This is a genomic window from Kosakonia sacchari SP1, from assembly GCF_000300455.3.
Taxonomy (GTDB): Bacteria; Pseudomonadota; Gammaproteobacteria; order Enterobacterales; family Enterobacteriaceae; genus Kosakonia; species Kosakonia sacchari.
Map to the genome: position 1 here is coordinate 4,249,811 of NZ_CP007215.2, position 16,489 is coordinate 4,266,299.

Annotated in this window: 19 protein-coding genes, 1 tRNA gene and 1 pseudogene; 4 read left to right on the forward strand and 17 right to left on the reverse strand. The window is 55.1% G+C overall.

Features of this window, described 5'->3' with window-relative positions:
- The first annotated feature begins 120 nt into the window (after positions 1-120).
- Positions 121-1,202, forward strand: a protein-coding gene (locus C813_RS43075; RefSeq protein WP_096325414.1) for an IS3 family transposase whose coding sequence is annotated in 2 segments (ribosomal slippage) — positions 121-382 and positions 382-1,202 — 1,083 coding nt in all. Because the reading frame shifts where the segments join, the coding sequence is not laid out codon by codon here.
- A gap of 107 nt (positions 1,203-1,309) precedes the next feature.
- Here the strand turns inward: C813_RS43075 and C813_RS43080 are convergent.
- The 4 genes and pseudogenes from C813_RS43080 to C813_RS43100 all read right to left on the reverse strand — a co-directional run bounded on the left by C813_RS43080 (position 1,310) and on the right by C813_RS43100 (position 3,432).
- Positions 1,310-2,445 (reverse strand): IS3 family transposase gene (locus C813_RS43080; protein ID WP_202969604.1). Its coding sequence is split into 2 segments (ribosomal slippage): positions 1,310-2,199 and positions 2,199-2,445, totalling 1,137 coding nucleotides; the frame shifts between segments, so codons are not numbered across the junction.
- Positions 2,446-2,544: 99 nt separating this feature from the next.
- Positions 2,545-2,625, reverse strand: a pseudogene (locus C813_RS47420) (DUF4102 domain-containing protein); the annotation flags it as partial.
- A 198-nt stretch (positions 2,626-2,823) separates the two neighbouring features.
- Positions 2,824-2,908: transfer RNA gene (locus tag C813_RS43095), tRNA-Leu, on the reverse strand.
- A 254-nt stretch (positions 2,909-3,162) separates the two neighbouring features.
- Complete coding sequence (locus C813_RS43100; protein ID WP_017459057.1) at positions 3,163-3,432, reverse strand: hypothetical protein; 270 nt, start codon at positions 3,430-3,432, stop codon at positions 3,163-3,165.
- A 125-nt stretch (positions 3,433-3,557) separates the two neighbouring features.
- Between C813_RS43100 and C813_RS43105 the strand changes: the two genes are divergently transcribed.
- A complete protein-coding gene (locus C813_RS43105) occupies positions 3,558-4,157 on the forward strand; it encodes a response regulator transcription factor (RefSeq protein WP_017459058.1) in 600 nt (199 codons plus the stop codon).
- Positions 4,158-4,249: 92 nt separating this feature from the next.
- Here C813_RS43105 and C813_RS43110 read toward each other — a convergent pair whose 3' ends face one another.
- From C813_RS43110 to C813_RS43145, 8 genes are all read right to left on the reverse strand, one after another.
- Positions 4,250-4,777 (reverse strand): RNase A-like domain-containing protein, encoded by a 528-nt coding sequence (locus C813_RS43110; RefSeq protein WP_017459059.1) that lies wholly within the window; start codon positions 4,775-4,777, stop codon positions 4,250-4,252.
- A gap of 159 nt (positions 4,778-4,936) precedes the next feature.
- Complete coding sequence (locus C813_RS43115; protein WP_017459060.1) at positions 4,937-5,353, reverse strand: hypothetical protein; 417 nt, start codon at positions 5,351-5,353, stop codon at positions 4,937-4,939.
- Positions 5,350-5,760 (reverse strand): hypothetical protein, encoded by a 411-nt coding sequence (locus C813_RS43120; RefSeq protein WP_017459061.1) that lies wholly within the window; start codon positions 5,758-5,760, stop codon positions 5,350-5,352. Before C813_RS43120 ends, C813_RS43115 begins: the two co-directional genes overlap by 4 nt.
- A gap of 55 nt (positions 5,761-5,815) precedes the next feature.
- Positions 5,816-6,289: a ribonuclease domain-containing protein gene (locus C813_RS43125; RefSeq protein ID WP_017459062.1), complete on the reverse strand. Its 474-nt coding sequence runs from the start codon at positions 6,287-6,289 to the stop codon at positions 5,816-5,818.
- A 16-nt stretch (positions 6,290-6,305) separates the two neighbouring features.
- Positions 6,306-6,761, reverse strand: a complete 456-nt coding sequence (locus C813_RS43130; RefSeq protein ID WP_017459063.1) for a lysozyme — start codon at positions 6,759-6,761, stop codon at positions 6,306-6,308.
- A complete protein-coding gene (locus tag C813_RS43135; protein ID WP_017459064.1) occupies positions 6,754-7,437 on the reverse strand; it encodes a DUF2589 domain-containing protein in 684 nt (227 codons plus the stop codon). The genes C813_RS43130 and C813_RS43135 overlap by 8 nt, the downstream gene beginning before the upstream one ends.
- Before the next feature lie 57 nt (positions 7,438-7,494).
- The gene (locus C813_RS43140) at positions 7,495-8,130 is read right to left on the reverse strand and encodes a DUF2589 domain-containing protein (RefSeq protein ID WP_017459065.1); all 636 of its coding nucleotides are present in this window, start codon (positions 8,128-8,130) and stop codon (positions 7,495-7,497) included.
- 135 nt (positions 8,131-8,265) lie between these two features.
- A complete protein-coding gene (locus tag C813_RS43145; protein ID WP_017459066.1) occupies positions 8,266-8,718 on the reverse strand; it encodes a lysozyme in 453 nt (150 codons plus the stop codon).
- Between the two features lie 237 nt (positions 8,719-8,955).
- Here C813_RS43145 and ahr point away from each other — a divergent pair, with 237 nt between their 5' ends.
- Positions 8,956-9,975, forward strand: coding sequence for an NADPH-dependent aldehyde reductase Ahr (gene ahr, locus C813_RS43150; RefSeq protein WP_017459067.1), 1,020 nt, complete (start codon positions 8,956-8,958; stop codon positions 9,973-9,975).
- Between the two features lie 193 nt (positions 9,976-10,168).
- Here the strand turns inward: ahr and C813_RS43155 are convergent, their stop codons facing one another.
- The 5 genes from C813_RS43155 to C813_RS47610 all read right to left on the reverse strand — a co-directional run bounded on the left by C813_RS43155 (position 10,169) and on the right by C813_RS47610 (position 14,728).
- On the reverse strand, positions 10,169-11,806 hold the full coding sequence (locus tag C813_RS43155) for a dihydroxyacetone kinase subunit DhaK (RefSeq protein WP_017459068.1): 1,638 nt from the start codon (positions 11,804-11,806) through the stop codon (positions 10,169-10,171).
- A gap of 85 nt (positions 11,807-11,891) precedes the next feature.
- Entirely contained in the window at positions 11,892-12,374 is a 483-nt protein-coding gene (locus tag C813_RS43160) for a hypothetical protein (RefSeq protein WP_017459069.1), read from the reverse strand.
- A 57-nt stretch (positions 12,375-12,431) separates the two neighbouring features.
- Entirely contained in the window at positions 12,432-13,514 is a 1,083-nt protein-coding gene (gene lptG / locus C813_RS43165) for an LPS export ABC transporter permease LptG (RefSeq protein WP_017459070.1), read from the reverse strand.
- Positions 13,514-14,614 carry an LPS export ABC transporter permease LptF gene (lptF, locus tag C813_RS43170; RefSeq protein WP_017459071.1) on the reverse strand — a complete coding sequence of 367 codons (1,101 nt, stop codon included), beginning with the start codon at positions 14,612-14,614 and terminating at the stop codon, positions 13,514-13,516. Before lptF ends, lptG begins: the two co-directional genes overlap by 1 nt.
- A gap of 63 nt (positions 14,615-14,677) precedes the next feature.
- Entirely contained in the window at positions 14,678-14,728 is a 51-nt protein-coding gene (locus C813_RS47610) for a hypothetical protein (protein ID WP_216848985.1), read from the reverse strand.
- A gap of 153 nt (positions 14,729-14,881) precedes the next feature.
- On the opposite strand from C813_RS47610, the gene pepA reads away from it, so the two are divergent.
- Positions 14,882-16,393 (forward strand): leucyl aminopeptidase, encoded by a 1,512-nt coding sequence (pepA, locus tag C813_RS43175; protein ID WP_017459072.1) that lies wholly within the window; start codon positions 14,882-14,884, stop codon positions 16,391-16,393.
- Positions 16,394-16,489: the final 96 nt, after the last annotated feature.

Sequence of the window (16,489 nt, forward strand, 5' to 3'; positions counted from 1 at the left end):
ATTAGTATGAAATTACCAGCCCCCATCATCAAGATCATGTGAAACGTAGGCAATCTGATCTTACCCAGCAATAGTGGACACGCGACTAAGTGAGTAAACTCTCAACCAGAGGTGACTCACATGACAAAACCAGCACCAACCACCAAAAAGCCACGCAAGCAGCACTCGCCTGAATTTCGTCACGAAGCCCTGAAACTGGCTGGACGCATTGGTGTGGCCGCAGCCGCCCGCGAACTTAGCCTGTATGAATCTCAGCTTTATGCCTGGCGCAGCAAACAGCAGCAACAGATGACCTCGTCAGAGCGCGAGAATGAACTGGCTGCCGAAAATGCCCGTCTCAAACGCCAGGTCGCGGAGCAGGCCGAAGAACTGGCCATTCTCCAAAAGGCCGCGACATACTTCGCGAAGCGCCTGAAATGAAGTATGTCTTCATCGAAAATCACCAGGCTGAATTCAGTATCAAAACCATGTGTCGCGTCCTCCGGGTGGCCCGTAGTGGCTGGTATGACTGGTGTCAGCGGCGTGTGAGGTTAAACTCACGCCAACAGTTCCGTAAGCGTTGTGACAACGCAGTGTGCGAGGTTTTTACTCAGGCAAAACAGCGCTACGGCGCACCGCGACTGGCAGATGAATTACGTGCGCGGGGGTATCGCTTCAATGTAAAAACCGTGGCGGCCAGCCTGCGCCGACAGGGCCTGCGGGCAAAAGCCTCACGCCGGTTCAGCCCGGTCAGTTACCGTGAGCATGGGCTTGCGGTATCAGAGAATCTGCTGAAGCAGGATTTTCACGCTCGCGGCCCGAACCAGAAGTGGGCGGGCGACATAACGTATCTTCGTACTGATGAAGGCTGGCTATATCTGGCTGTCGTCATCGACCTGTGGCGGCGTAAAAGGCCGCAAAATGTCATCGTTCACACGGATCGTGGTGGTCAGTACTGTTCAGCGGATTATCAGGCGCTACTGAAACGACATAATCTGCGGGGCAGTATGAGTGCCAGAGGCAACTGCTACGATAATGCCTGTGTGGAAAGTTTCTTCCACTCTCTGAAGGTGGAGTGCATCCACGGAGTACGCTTTACCCGCCGTGAAATAATGAGGACGACGGTGTTTAATTATATTGAGTGTGATTACAATCGCTGGCGTCGCCACAGTGCCTGTGGCGGTCTCAGTCCGGAACAGTTTGAAAATGAAAATCTGGACTGACCCCGCCCCGGTAGACGATCCTGCCCTATAGTTGGACTGACCCCGCCCCGGTAGACGATCCTGCCCTATAGTTGGACTGACCCCACAACAGTAGACATTTCCTGTCCTCACGACGAGGCCTGTTCAAAGGCCTCCGGACTGACGCCGCCGAGATGGCTGTGGCGCCGGGCCCGGTTGTAGAACACTTCAATGTAATCGAAGATATCGGCCCGGGCCAGATCCCGGGTTTTATAGATGCGCTTTCTGATCCGTTCTTTTTTCAGCGAACTGAAGAACGACTCCGCTACCGCATTATCCCAGCAGTTGCCACGCCGGCTCATGCTCGGGGCCAGGTTATTGGCCCGGCAGAAGCGCTGCCAGTCGTCGCTGCCGTACTGGCTGCCCTGATCGCTGTGTACGATAACCTCGCCGTCCGGTTTTCGTCGCCACACGGCCATCATGAGCGCATCCAGCGCCAGTTCGCGTGAGAGAGTGGGTTTCATCGACCAGCCCACCACGTTACGGGCGAAGAGATCGATAACCACCGCCAGATATAACCAGCCCTGCCAGGTGCGGATATAGGTAATGTCGGTTACCCAGACCTGATTGGCCCGGACAACGGTAAACTGCCGCTGCACACGATTAGGCGCAACCACTGAAGGTCTGCCGGCGATACGACGCGGAGCTTTATAGCCGCGCACGGCTTTAATCCGGTTCAGTTGCATAATACGGCCCACCCGATTTTTACCGCAGATTTCCCCGATTTCGTTCAGGTCGCCATGAACCCGGCGGTAACCGTATACGCCTCCGCTCAGTGAATAGGAGTCACGGATAAGCGTCAGCAGACGCTGGTTATCTTTATCCCGCGCGGAGACCGGGTTATGCAGCCACGCATAAAACCCGGCCCGGGCAACGCACAACACCCGACACATCGTCATGACACCCCATACAGTGCGGTGCTCATTGATAAAGCGGTACTTCAGTCGGGCTCCCTTGCAAAGTACCGCGCGGCCTTTTTCAGTATGTCCCGTTCTTCCTCAGTGCGCTTCAGTTGGGCCCTGAGCTTCAGGATCTCGCTTTTCGCTTCCAGTAAATCACGGGCATGCTGCTCGCTGTTATCGGGTTTAATAGCCCGTAACCACTTATAGAGACTGTGTGCTGAAACGCCCAGCCGGTCAGAAACTTCGGCGACGGAATAACCGCGTTCCGTTATCTGACGGACGGCTTCTTCCTTAAATTCAGGTGTAAATCGTGGTGTGCCCATACGCTCCTCCTATGCTCAAACTATAGGGCAGGATCGTCTACCGGGGCGGGGTCAGTCCAACTATAGGGCAGGATCGTCTACCGGGGCGGGGTCAGTCCAAACCATGCCTTCACCGTCAGCTAGTTTATAGGCTTTTGCTTCAGGCTTTGCCGAACGAACCTTCACATCACTCAGAGCCATGATGAGTATCCTTTCAAGGGTTCTTTGTGGGTACAAACTTTATCGAACCGGGATATACCCGCAGTTGTACCCGCATCAGTAAGTTGATGTAGATTGAATCAGGTTGACTTAGGTTGAGTGAAAAAGCGAGGAAAGCCTTGCGGATACTGGATTTCAGGCACAAAAAAAGACGTCCGTTGACGTCTATTGATGTTCCGATGGTGCCGAAGGCCGGACTCGAACCGGCACGTATTTCTACGGTTGATTTTGAATCAACTGCGTCTACCGATTTCGCCACTTCGGCACTGAAGGGGATGCGGAAACGTGTTGGATTATACCTGCCGCGGGCGGCTATGCAAGTCACGATGTTGTCATACGCCGCTAAGTGCTGAAAAAATCAACGTTCTACAAGCTGTCACCTCTTTCTTTATAAATTCTTTCCTCTTTAAACCCCTTTTAACCTCTTACTCCCTTACCCGCTTCCCCCTACGCTCCAGAACGTTCCTCCTTCCGGCGCCCAGCTTTGAACATTCCATATCAGCCCCGGCCCTTCCAGGGTCACAATCCGCTAGCACTCCAGGCTTCCCTTCTCCCTTCTCCCTTCTCCCTTCTCCCTTCTCCCTTCTCCCTTCTCCCTTCTCCCTTCTCCCTTCTCCCTTCTCCCTTCTCCCTTCTATAGTCAGTCTTGCAAATAATCCGCCTAACAAAATAAACGTTTGTGCCGCTCTGCCGATATTGGTAAAAACAGAGCCTGCTAATAATCCGTGAAATAGCGAAGCGACCATTCTTCATATATAATATTTCTTCAACCACTTTATACCATTCCATATTGTTTCATTCGTCATATCGGTTAAAAGACCTATGACAATTAGCCTGTTTCTTTTTTTGCATTTCATTGAATACTTTGATGATTACCAGTCTCAATGGCGAACGCTATTACGTGGAGATAACGTATGCATGTACTCATGATTGACAAGCAGTCAATATTTATTGAAGGAATGGCATCAGTACTATCGCAATATATTCCGGAGGTAAAAGTTCGTGGACTGAATAATCAAAACGATATCGATGATACGCTTAATGACTTTCCGGCATCGTTAATTCTGCTTGATGGTGATGGTAATAAAACCTCGAGCCTCGAATTGCTGGATATTTTAGCCTGTCATCATCCGAATATCCCCGTAGTGATGCTGATGAATAAATGTCAGCCGTCGTTATTACGGTTATTTTTAAATCATCACGCGGTAGCGTTTGTCCGGCGCGATTCGCCCCCGGAAACCATCGCTCAGACACTGCGTAGCGCATCGCTGGGGATGTTCTGCCTGCCACAGGAGAGCATTACGTTGCTGGACAATGGGCACAGCGCCCTTGCCCGCCTGAGCGAACGCCAGCGTGAGATTTTGAAGCTGCTGGCCGCCGGGGAGTCAAATAAACAAATTAGCCGCCATTTAAATATCAGCGCGGGCACGGTGAAAGCGCATCTGGAATCGATTTTTCGCCGTCTGAATGTAAATAACCGCACTCAGGCCGCGATGATGTATTCGGAAGAGTAGTCCTGATTATCTTTATTTGATTCGCGTTAGCTTATTTTTTCCTGAGCATAAAAGGAGCATTATGCGTGGGCATAATGCTCCTGTCGTTTAACTTAATTTCTCGGATAACTTGTTTGTACGCGCCACTGTCCACCGTTATTCACTAAGCGGATAAACGCCTGGCGATCGTTGGCGATATTATAAAAAGCGCCATTGCCATACGCCCTGCCCACGTTCACAGTGCCATTCCCACCCAGCGCAATCGTGAAATTAACCGCTGCGGTATTGTTGGTCGCGCCAGCACAGAACGCCTGAATAGTGTTGCCGATAGAATTCCACGCCGCATCCGCATCCGTCCATGTCGAGGCGGTATTCGTTTGCGGGCAGCTCGGTTGGTTGGCAACCGTGCGCTGCTGCAGCCATGCATCAGATTTACCGACATGGCAAACCGTCATATGCCCACCGGCGTTATCCTGATTCTGCGCCCACTGAGCGGCCGTCAGGCCAGCGCCGGGCAAATTACAGGCCGGGCCGACATTAACGGCCATAGCTCCGGTTGAAAATAAAAACAGCGATACCGCAGCCACAGAAATAATGCTGCGCGTTTTAACCTTACGTGAAAAAACAGAGTTTACAGACATAATCATCTCCTGCGAGTGGAATAAAGAAAGTGCGAATTCGCAGAATTAAATTACCGCCCGAGTGAATTTCAGAATATTTGGCAAGTGACCAGTGCAGGAATAATAAATGGCCTGGGCCATTTCACGGAGCAGTAAAATAAATTTACCACTCCGCGTTAATTATTGTGCGGGTGTTTTCTTACGTGGTGTGCGTGGGGTTGGCGTTTTTTTAGTCTCAGTAGTTTTTTTAGCGACAGGCGCCTTTTTCACCGCCACCGTTTTTTTACGTATCGGTGTTTTTCCGGACTTATCCTCTTTGTGCATGGTGTGCCAAAAATAATAAATTGAGATTATCCCAATACCCACATCTTTTAATATCCAGAAAGGCAACTCCTGAGCCATTAATATCACGTTAAACAACAGATAGGGTAAATTTAAACAGCCCTGCACGGTAAAACCGAACGCCGTAATTAAAAGCCCAATGCGATACCACAGTGGAATATCAAGCATGCGGCTGCTAAGGGCGCTCACAAAAATGATCACCGCAATCGCCACATCCACCAGCGTGATGGCCCAAAAAAGGAGTTTAAGCGTCATGATGATTCCCCTGGTTTACGTCGTGGCGCGCGGCGACGCGGTGCTGCTTTCACGCCGCGAGCCGCGCGTTTTAACTCACCGGCCACCTGCAAAATGTCATGTCCTTCGCGGCGGTTAAAGAAATTGGCCAGCCAGGCAATCATGCCGACGCTAATCGCGCCAACAAAATAGCCGATGCCCATGGCAATATCGCTGTCTTTAAAGTTCATCCCCAGCCAGCGGGCAATAAACCCGCCGAGCGTGAAAGTGGTACTCACGCTAATCGCGCCGATGATTATTCCGGCGGCCAGGCGCCCGTGTTGATGCAGTTTTTTCGGCTGCCAGAAAAACGACACGCTCAGCCCGCCAAACAATCCGGCGAGCGCGGCCAGCCCCTGGCTTAGCAATTGCAGTCCATCTGCGGCCATCGCATTACCTCCTGAACAGGCGGCCTCAACGAATGGGATGAGGCCGCAATAGCGACTATTGGCAAGGAGGAAGCGTGACGGTCGTGGCGTCGTTATCTGTAGTGAGATAACGCGTCGCGCTGTCCGGGCTGTAAATCAGGTGCTTGTTACTGCGCAGACCGCGTACGCTATCAATATCTGCGCTATACCATTTACCTTTACCCGGCAGCGGTTTACCGCTCCACGGGTCGCCGCCCAACTGCTTCTTGTTCAGCGCCCACACGCTCCATAACGAGTCCTCCGCCTTGCCGCTCCAGCCCAGTTTGATGGCCTGTTCGCGCGTGACGTAATCGGCTGGCAGCACGTCATCGCGGTTCAGGGTTTTGAGCAGAGCCGTCAGTTTCTTGTCGTCCTGAACGGTTTTCTTATTGAGTTTTGCCAGCTCCTGGTTAGCTGCCTGCACCACCGCGCTGCACTGCGGCAACTCGGCCCAGGCGGGCTGAGTTAACAGCAGACCGACAAAGGTGACTATCGGGAGATATCGTTTCATCTATTTGCTCCATGAGTCAGTTAATCGGTGCCAGAAACAGCGCACGTTCGGCATCACGGCGGCGCGTCAGCCCCGCCAGAATCTTGCCGCCGGCCTTGTTCCAGCGCGGCAGTTGATCCGCCGCCTCCTGATACTGGCCCTGGTTGAGCAGGCGCAGCAGCGTTGAGTTCTGCAGGTTGCCAAGTCCGACGTTAAAGGCGAAAGCGACCAGCGCGTCGAACTGGTTCTGGTTGAGATCCACCGTCACATATTTATGCACGCCGCGCTCGGTCATCCCGAGATCGGCGCGCAGCAGATCTTCCGCCTCCACTTTGCTCAGCGCCTGGGGGAAGTTTTCATTGGGCAAAATCAAATGCCCGTAGCCGATGGTCCATTTGCCTACCGCGTCGCGGTACTTCTCAAGGCTTAGCCCTTCGAAAGATTTAATCAGCGTCAGCCCGGCAGCGCCGGTGCTCAGGGGTTGATTAGCCATTGTCATCACTCCTGTCGTTTACTTGGGGAAGAACTTGTCGGGTGTACTCTTCGATAAGCCGCAACACGCTCTCCGGCGGCTCCAGTACGGTGAACTGCATTTCGATATCCACATGTCCGCTGTCGCGCCCGCTGGCTCCGTGGCTCGGCGGCGACATGCTGACGTGAAAACGGCTGACCGCGTCGTCAGGTGTGCCGGACATTGCGCTCTGCTGTTCCACCGCGTCGGTGCGCACGGTGAGAAACACTTTCATCTTCTCCAGCATCAGCCCGCGCGGTGTGGAGAGCGCCACCAGCGGCAATTTGAAGTGGTGTCGCTCATCCAGCTCCATTTCGACGATTTTCGGCACCAGCCGCCCGTCGTCGCTGTGTTCAAAAAAGGGATCCAGCGCCTGCATGTACTGATGCGCGATCAGCTGGTTTGCCGCCGAGGCCGCATGTTGCATGCCGCGCGTGATATCGGCCAGCGTCACACCTGAAGTAGAGGGTGGCGTGCCGTCGCCCGGTGGCGGTGGCGGATCCTGCGGTGGATCGGCTGGCGGTAATCCAGCGACATCTTCGGGTGGCGGATCGGCAGGTGGCAGCCCGGCACTCTCCTCCGGCGGTGGCGGCGGCGCAGGTGAGTCCGCCTTCGGTTCCGCGCCACGGTTGCCGCGAAGCCAGTCTTTCATTGACATAGTGCGCTCCGTGAGAAATGAGGCTGCCAGGCAGCCTCAGGGTGAAGATAGTGAGAATTACGCCGGCGCTTTTTCCGCTGTGGCAGGCGTTTCGGGGTAGGCATCAAGCTGTTTCGATTCCAGCTTTTTCGCCTCTGACGGCAGGACAGCCGGGCGTGTTGCGGCATCCGTCAGGAAATCAATCACGCGCATCAGAGCTTCCGGTGGTGGCTGACGTTTAACCTGGGTATGGATGCTGTACTTCGCGCGGGTATCGCTGGAGCGGGTTTGCTGGGCTTTGTGCGAGACGCGACCGGTGATTTTCACGCTGAACGGCCCCCAGCCAACAGAGGCTTCCAGCGAGGCTTCCGCTTCGGTCTGGCTGCTGCTGGCTTCGCTCTGAGAGACTTCCAGCTCGAAGTCGATGGTGCCCTCTTCGATGCTGATGTTAGGGTGAGAAATAGCCGCCAGCAGCGGGATGCGCATGGTCTTTTTCACCACGCCCTGGATAACGCCCTTGTCATCCACCACGGTTTCGTCGTAATCAAACTGCACCGACTCCGCCTTACCATCCTTGATACACACCGAGAGCAGGAAGTCGGCGTACGCTTTACTTGCCTGCACCTGCGCTTTGATCATTGCCTGCAGTGGGCCGCCAATCATGTGCTCCAGCGGCAGTGCATTAATGACCGATCCAATAAATTGTGAATCCATAATGCATACTCCTGTGGGTTATACGAAAACATCGCGTTGCGAATTCGCAAACCCACAGTAATAGAGCGAAGAGGCTGAAAATATTGGCTGGATGGCGGTAAAAAACGGGGAAAATGGCCTAAGGCGCGTGCCCGGTTAAACAGGTTTTACAAACAGCGCGCGCTCGGCTTCACGCCGCCTTGTCAGCCCGGCAAGCACTTTACCGCCCGCTTTGTTCCAGCGCAGAAACTGATCTGCCGCCTGCGCGTACTCCCCCTGGTTGAGCAGTTTAAGCAGTGTCGAACTCTGCAAATTGCCTGCGCCGAGGTTAAAGGTGAACGCTACCAGCGCATCAAACTGGTTCTGATTGAGATCCACCGTCACGGCTTTGTGTACCCCGCGCTCGGTCATTAACAGATCGGCGCGTAGCAGCGCTTCGGCCTCGGCTTCAGTAATCGGGTGGGAGAAGTTTTCATTCGGTAAAATCAAATGTCCGTAACCAATCGTCCATTTCCCGACGGCATCTTTGTATTTTTCCAGCCTAAGTCCTTCAAAAGATTTAATTAGCGCCAGGCCGCCAGCGCCTGTACTTTGCGGTTGATTCGCCATGGTGGTTGCTCCTGGTTTGAGGTGGATACTGCACCTTTTGAGGATGGTTCGGACACATCGTGTTGCAAAGTCACCGCGCCAAAATAGCCGTATGGAAAATCCGAAAATAGCGGCCTGCGGCGCGCCATAGACCGCCATACATTAACGAAACGGGCGGTATGCACATGCACAGGCTGCCGCAGAGCGTGCAGATGCCCTACACTTCATGCGACTCCCTCTGAATCAAAGGAATCCGTTATGAGCATCATTAAAAGCTACGCCGCACCGCAGGCTGGTGCCGCGCTCGAATTGCAGGAATACGACGCTGGCCCGCTGGCGGCGGAAGATGTGGAAGTACAGGTGGATTACTGCGGGATCTGCCATTCGGATCTCTCCATGATCGATAACGAATGGGGTTTCTCCCAGTATCCGCTGGTCGCCGGGCATGAAGTGATTGGCCGCGTGGTGGATCTGGGCAGCGCGGCACAAAACAAAGGGCTGAAAATCGGCCAACGTGTGGGCATCGGCTGGACAGCGCGCAGCTGTGGTCATTGTGATGCCTGTATTGATGGCAACCAGATCAACTGCCAGCAAGGTGCGGTACCAACCATTCTCAATCGCGGTGGCTTTGCCGATAAACTGCGCGCCGACTGGCAATGGGTGATCCCGCTGCCGGACAGCATTGATATCGAAACCGCCGGCCCGCTGCTCTGCGGCGGCATTACCGTGTTTAAACCGCTGCTGATGCACAACATCACCGCCACCAGCCGCGTTGGCGTGATCGGTATCGGTGGGCTGGGCCATATCGCCATTAAACTGCTGCACGCGATGGGCTGCGAAGTAACGGCGTTTAGCTCGAACCCGGCGAAAGAGGCAGAAGTGCGCATTATGGGTGCCGATTACGTGGTGAACAGCCGCGATGCGGATGCGCTGAAAGCCCTGGCGGGTCAGTACGATCTGATCATCAACACGGTAAATGTTGATCTGAACTGGCAGCCCTACTTTGAGGCGCTGACGCACGGCGGGCATTTCCACACCGTTGGTGCAGTGCTGAAACCGCTCGAAGTCCCGGCCTTTACGCTGATCGCAGGCGATCGCAGCGTTTCCGGCTCCGCAACCGGCACACCGTATGAACTACGTAAGTTGATGAAGTTCGCCGGACGCGCGAAAGTGGCACCGACCACGGAAATGTTCCCGATGTCGCAGATTAACGAAGCGTTGCAGCACGTACGCGACGGCAAAGCCCGTTACCGCGTGGTGTTAAAAGCGGATTTCTGATGTGAAAAAGCCCGGCTATATTATTGCCGGGCTTTTTATTGCGCTAACCCGTTTTGTTAACGCGAACAGCGCCAGAGTTTGGGTCGCCTTAATGTCTTTGGATTGACTTCCGACTGGCCTGGCGGGCAGATCGTACGGTTTTCGGTACACCCTTCAAACGCGAAATCAAAGCCGCTTTCCAGCAAGGCGGGTTTTACTTGCTAATAGCAGCAAACACTTCCGCAATCGCGACAGCCCCCGGATCGGTTACCCCGTCGAGATTTTCACTGTTCACATACGATGAGCGCCCGGCACCCGCTTTTTGCATCGATGCTGTGCTGGCCGCACCGCTTTTTGCAGCGGCAACGGCGGCATCCAGCCCGCTATCGCGCAGCGCTTCAAGCGCCGGTTGCAGCGCATCGATCAGCGTGCGATCGCCGAGATCCGCACCGCCATAATGTTTCATCTGCTTCAGCCCCAGCAGTAGCGCTTCCGGCAACGCCGTGCCGTTGTGTACGGACTGACCTGCGGCGGTGAAGAAAATCGACATCAGCACACCGCTGGAACCGCCCATCACCGTCGCCAGTCGCTCGCCAACCAGTTGCAGCAGTTGCGAAGTGTTGTTCAACGGCAGGGCATTTTGCTCCAGCAGACGTTTGATTTCCCGCGCCCCTTCAGCAAAGGTTGAACCAGTATCGCCATCGCCCACTTTCGCATCCAGCGCGTTTAGCCGGTTTTCAAGGTCAATCAATGTATCGACTGCTGTATTAACCAGCGCTTTCACCTGCGGGTTGTCGGAAGGCTCAATTTCAAGCCCGTCATACACCGCGCTGTGCGGCTGGGTTTTCATCGGCGCAAACGGCACCGGTTTCTGCCAGCCTACGGTCTGCACATCGGCGCAAATCGCCTGCTCGAAGGTGTCATTCAGGCGCAATACGGACAGCGAAAACCCTTTCATATCCAGTGAACTAACAATTGATGCGGGACCAATCAGATAGGCAATTTGCTCTTTTAAGGCTGAATGCGCCAGTTCTTTGGTCAGCAGCGCCATTTCCAGCGCCGAGACGCCGCCGAGGTTGTTAATCAGCACCGCCACCCGATCGTTACCCACCGCCGCTTTTAGCGGTTTAACCAGCGTATCGATGAGCATCTTGCTGTTGTGCGTATCAACGGTGGTCGCGCCAGGTTCGCCGTGAATCCCCAGCCCCAGCTCGACTTTGCCGCGCTGAATGCGCCCCTCTTCGCTATCGCCGCCCGGCAGGTTGCAGCTCTCCATCGCCAGCCCGAGGCTGAAAACATTGTCGCAGGCCTGCTGAGCGATATCACGCACTTCACTTAGCGACTTTCCGTGCTCCGCAGCATGGCCCGCAATCTTATGCACCAGTGCCGTACCGGCGATGCCGCGCGGCTGCTTGTTGTCCGGCAGGGCGATGTCATCTGCGACGATCACCATTTCCACCTTCAGCCCGTAGCGCTTGGCTTTCTCTGCCGCGAGGCCGAAGTTCAGCCGGTCGCCGGTGTAGTTCTTGACGATCAGCAGACAGCCGCGATCGCCAGTAACTGCCACAATCGCGTTCAGTACCGCATCCACGCTTGGCGAGGCGAATACATCACCGCAAACGGCGGCGGTGAGCATCCCTTTGCCAACGAACCCGGCGTGCGCCGGTTCATGCCCGGAACCGCCGCCGGAAATCACCGCTACGCGGCTTTTATCCCAGTCGGCGCGGGCCACAATGCGAATAGCGGGATCGATATCGAGTCGAACGAGGTTGCCGTGTGGTGCAGAAATTACCAAACCTTCAATGGCATCATTGACCAGCTGTTTGCGGTCATTGAAAAAGAATCTGGACATAAGTTTCCAAAAAGTTGTGAATCGTTCCTCAAGCATAGCCCGCGCGGTGCGGGACGGGGTAAAGAACAGATTTTACTGAAGGGATTTACGGCGCTTTGCGGCCAAAGTCTGTCGCGTAACCGCGCAGGTTGCGCAGCGTGTCGAGACGGTTGCCCAGCACAATAGCCCCGCTAATCGCCAGCACCAGCAACGCAGCGTGCAAATACATGGCGGTATGCGAATCCATAAGGAAGAACCCGGCGAGGGCCGGAAGTGAAAAAGCGATCCACAGACTGCTCAGCGTGTTTTCCGCCACGCGAAAACGGGCGAGTACCCGGTCTGCCTGTGACTCTTGCGGCGAACCGCGCCGCACGGTACCGACCAGCTGCGCCAGCGCATCCGCTCGCTGGATCAGCCAACGCACCAGGCTCAGCGCAATAACGGCCACCAGCAGTTCAAGCACTAACACCGCGCAATCACTGAAGATGGAAAGCGCCCACTGCGCGCTTAGCATCGCCACGGTAACCAGCGCACTCAACAAGCAAGAGACGATCATGGCTGAAAGATGCGTTGCTGCGCGTATCAACATACGGTGCTCCTTGCAGAAAAAAGAAGAGAGGCCTCAGCCTCTCTTTTCAGGTATCAACTAGCTTTTTCGCGTCATCAGCCACAGGCTAATCAAGAAAAAGCTGGCACTTGGCAACAACGCACCAACCACCGGCGGTATGCCGTATACCAGTGTCAGCGGGCCGAAAATCTGATCCAGCACGTAGAAAACAAAGCCGAAACTGATGCCGGTGACAACACGTACGCCCATTGCCACACTACGCAATGGCCCGAAGATAAACGACAGCGCCATTAGCATCATCACCGCCACGGACAACGGCTGGAAGATTTTGCTCCACATATTGAGCTGGTAGCGCCCGGAATCCTGGCCGCTCGATTTGAGGTATTTCACATAATTGTGCAAACCGCTGATCGAGAGCGCGTCCGGGTCCAGCGCCACCACACCGAGTTTATCCGGCGTCAGGTTCGTTTTCCACGTGCCGCTCACGGTTTGCGCGCCGGTAACCTGTTTCGGGTCCGTCAGGTTAGATTCATCAACCTGCGACAGCCGCCAGAGTTTCTCCTGCGGATCGAACTTCGCCGACGCGGCATAGCGCACCGACTGCAAACGGCGCTCTTTATTGAAGGCATAAATGCTCACGCCGCCGAGTTCATCGTCGCCTTTTACGCGCTCAATATAGATAAAGTTGTTACCGTCTTTCGCCCACAAACCTGATTGCGTGGAGAGCAGCGAGCCGCCATACATCGACTGCGCACGCTGGTTACGCGCCATTTGCTCACCCTGCGGCGCGACCCACTCGCCAATCGCCATGGTCAGCAGCACCAGCGGGATGGCCGTTTTCATTACCGACAACGCCACCTGCATGCGGGTATAGCCGGAAGCCTGCATAACCACCAGCTCACTGCGCTGCGCCAGCATGCCCAACCCTAACAGCGCGCCAAGCAGCGCCGCCATCGGGAAGAAGATCTGAATATCTTTCGGGATGCTGAGAATGGTGTACATCCCGGCACCCAACGCGTCATAGCTCCCCTGCCCGGCTTTTTTCAACTGATCGACAAACTTGATAATGCCGGAGAGCGACACCAGCATGAACAGCGTCATCATGATGGTGGTGAAAATGGTTTTACCGATATAGCGGTCAAGTACGCCAAAAGCCTGCATTATACCGCTCCTTTACGCATAAAACGGGTGCGAACCCGGCGCATTGGCACCGTATCCCACAAGTTCAGCACCACTGCCAGCGCTAAATAGGCCAGGTTTACCAGCCACATCCACACCAACGGATCGAGTTTGCCTTTCGCGCCGTTCGAGCGCAGCGTGGTTTGCAGCAGGAAGAAGACCAGATAAAGCAGCATGGCGGGAAGCATCGACAGGACACGGCCCTGACGCGGGTTGACCACACTCAGCGGCACCACCATCAGCGCCATCATCACCACTGTAAACACCAGCGTTAAGCGCCAGTGCAGCTCGGCGCGTGCGCGCGGCGTATCGGTTTTGAACAGCGTGCGCATGTCCATCTGCTCGGTATCCGACGGATCGAGCGCCACCGCCTGGTGACCAATAATTGCCTGATAGTTCTGGAAATCGGTGATGCGGAAATCGCGCAGCATCGCGGTGCCTTCAAAGCGGGTACCGGTATTGAGCGTCACCACCTGAGAGCCATCTTTATGCTGCGAGAGATGTCCGGAATCCGCTACGACGACTGATGGACGGGCGGAACCTTTGGTACGAATCTGCGCGAGGAAGACATTCTTGAAGTTTTTGCCCTCAACGCCTTCGATAAACAGCACCGAGTTGCCATCCGTCGCCTGCTGGAATTGTCCCTGCGCCAGCGCCGCCATGCCAGGGTTCGCTTTCGCGTCTGCGAGCACTTGATCTTGATGACGGGAAGACCACGGGCCAGCCCACATAACGTTGACCGCAGCGACAATGCCGGTGAACAACGCGAGGATCATCGCCGCTTTCACCAATACCGCGCGGCTTAGGCCGCAGGCGTGCATTACGGTGATTTCACTTTCTGTATAAAGTTTGCCCAGCGTCATCAACAGACCGAGGAACAGACTCAACGGCAGGATAAGCTGCGCCATTTCCGGCACGCCCAGCCCCAGCAGTGAGAGCACGAGGTTCGTCGGAATTTCGCCATCAGCGGCTGCGCCTAAAATCCTGACCAGTTTCTGACAAAAGAAAATCAGAAGCAGGATGAATAGGATCGCAAGCTGGCTTTTTAGCGTCTCCCGTACCAGATATCTTATGATTATCACTTTAAATACGCCCGTAAAAACCAGTATTTTTGCTGGAAAATAGCTTGTTTCATGGCTTAAACGTCATTTATTCTCTTGAGTCGTCGAAATGATCGCTAAGATTAATATACTCAGCGGATACGTGCGTAAGACCCGATTCTGACGTGCCGAAACCGAAGTAACATTAAGATTAACACGAAGTCACCGCAACAGCGGACACGAGTTACGAAAGCTTGCAATTCTATCCGTAGCCGCCGCCGTTGTCTTTAAGATTCAGGAGCGTAGTGCATGGAGTTCAGTGTAAAAAGCGGTAGCCCGGAGAAACAGCGGAGTGCCTGCATTGTTGTCGGCGTCTTTGAACCGCGCCGGCTCTCTCCGATCGCCGAGCAACTCGATAAAATCAGTGACGGCTACATCAGTGCGCTGCTGCGTCGTGGGGAACTGGAAGGCAAGCCGGGGCAGACTTTACTGCTGCACCACGTACCGAATGTCCTCTCCGAACGTATTTTGCTGATTGGCTGCGGTAAAGAGCGTGAACTGGACGAGCGCCAGTACAAGCAGGTGATTCAAAAAACCATTAACACGCTGAATGATACCGGCTCAATGGAAGCCGTCTGCTTCCTGACCGAACTGCATGTAAAAGGGCGCAATACTTACTGGAAAGTACGCCAGGCCGTTGAGACCGCGAAAGAGACCCTTTACAGCTTCGACCAACTGAAAACCAACAAAAGCGAGCCGCGCCGCCCGCTGCGTAAAATGGTATTCAACGTGCCGACCCGTCGTGAGCTGACCAGTGGCGAGCGCGCCATTCAGCACGGTCTGGCCATTGCCGCCGGCATCAAAGCAGCAAAAGATCTCGGCAATATGCCGCCAAACATCTGTAACGCGGGCTACCTCGCGTCTCAGGCGCGCCAGTTAGCCGACACCTACAGCAAAAACGTGGTCACCCGCGTGATTGGTGAGCAGCAGATGCGCGAGCTGGGCATGCACTCATACCTTGCGGTCGGCCAGGGTTCGCAGAACGAATCGCTGATGTCGGTGATTGAATACAAAGGCAACCCGGCAGAAGACGCTCGCCCAATCGTGCTGGTCGGTAAAGGCCTGACCTTCGACTCCGGCGGTATCTCCATCAAGCCTGCCGAAGGCATGGATGAGATGAAGTACGACATGTGTGGCGCCGCGGCGGTGTATGGCGTGATGCGCATGGTTGCTGAACTGCAACTGCCGATCAACGTCATTGGCGTGCTTGCTGGCTGTGAAAACATGCCAGGCGGGCGCGCTTATCGCCCGGGCGACGTGCTGACCACCATGTCCGGCCAGACGGTAGAAGTGCTGAACACCGACGCCGAAGGCCGTCTGGTGCTGTGCGACGTGCTGACTTACGTTGAGCGTTTCGAGCCGGAAGCGGTAATCGATGTCGCGACGCTGACTGGCGCGTGTGTGATTGCACTCGGCCACCACATCACCGGGCTGCTGTCGAACCACAACCCGCTGGCGCACGAGCTGATTGGCGCCTCCGAGCAGGCGGGCGATCGCGCATGGCGTTTGCCGATGGCTGATGAGTACCAGGAACAGCTGGAGTCCAACTTTGCGGATATGGCGAACATCGGCGGCCGTCCTGGCGGGGCAATTACCGCCGGCTGCTTCCTTTCTCGCTTTGCCCGTAAGTACAACTGGGCGCACCTGGATATCGCCGGTACTGCATGGCGTTCTGGTAAAGCCAAAGGCGCAACCGGTCGTCCGGTGGCGCTGCTGTCGCAGTTCCTGCTGAACCGCGCCGGGTTTAACGGCGAAGAGTAAGCGTCGTCAAGGCCGGATAGCGCTGCGCTTATCCGGCTTGTAACCTCGCGCAATATGAACGCTATCTCCCGCGGATTTCGCATTGCATCGCGGCGA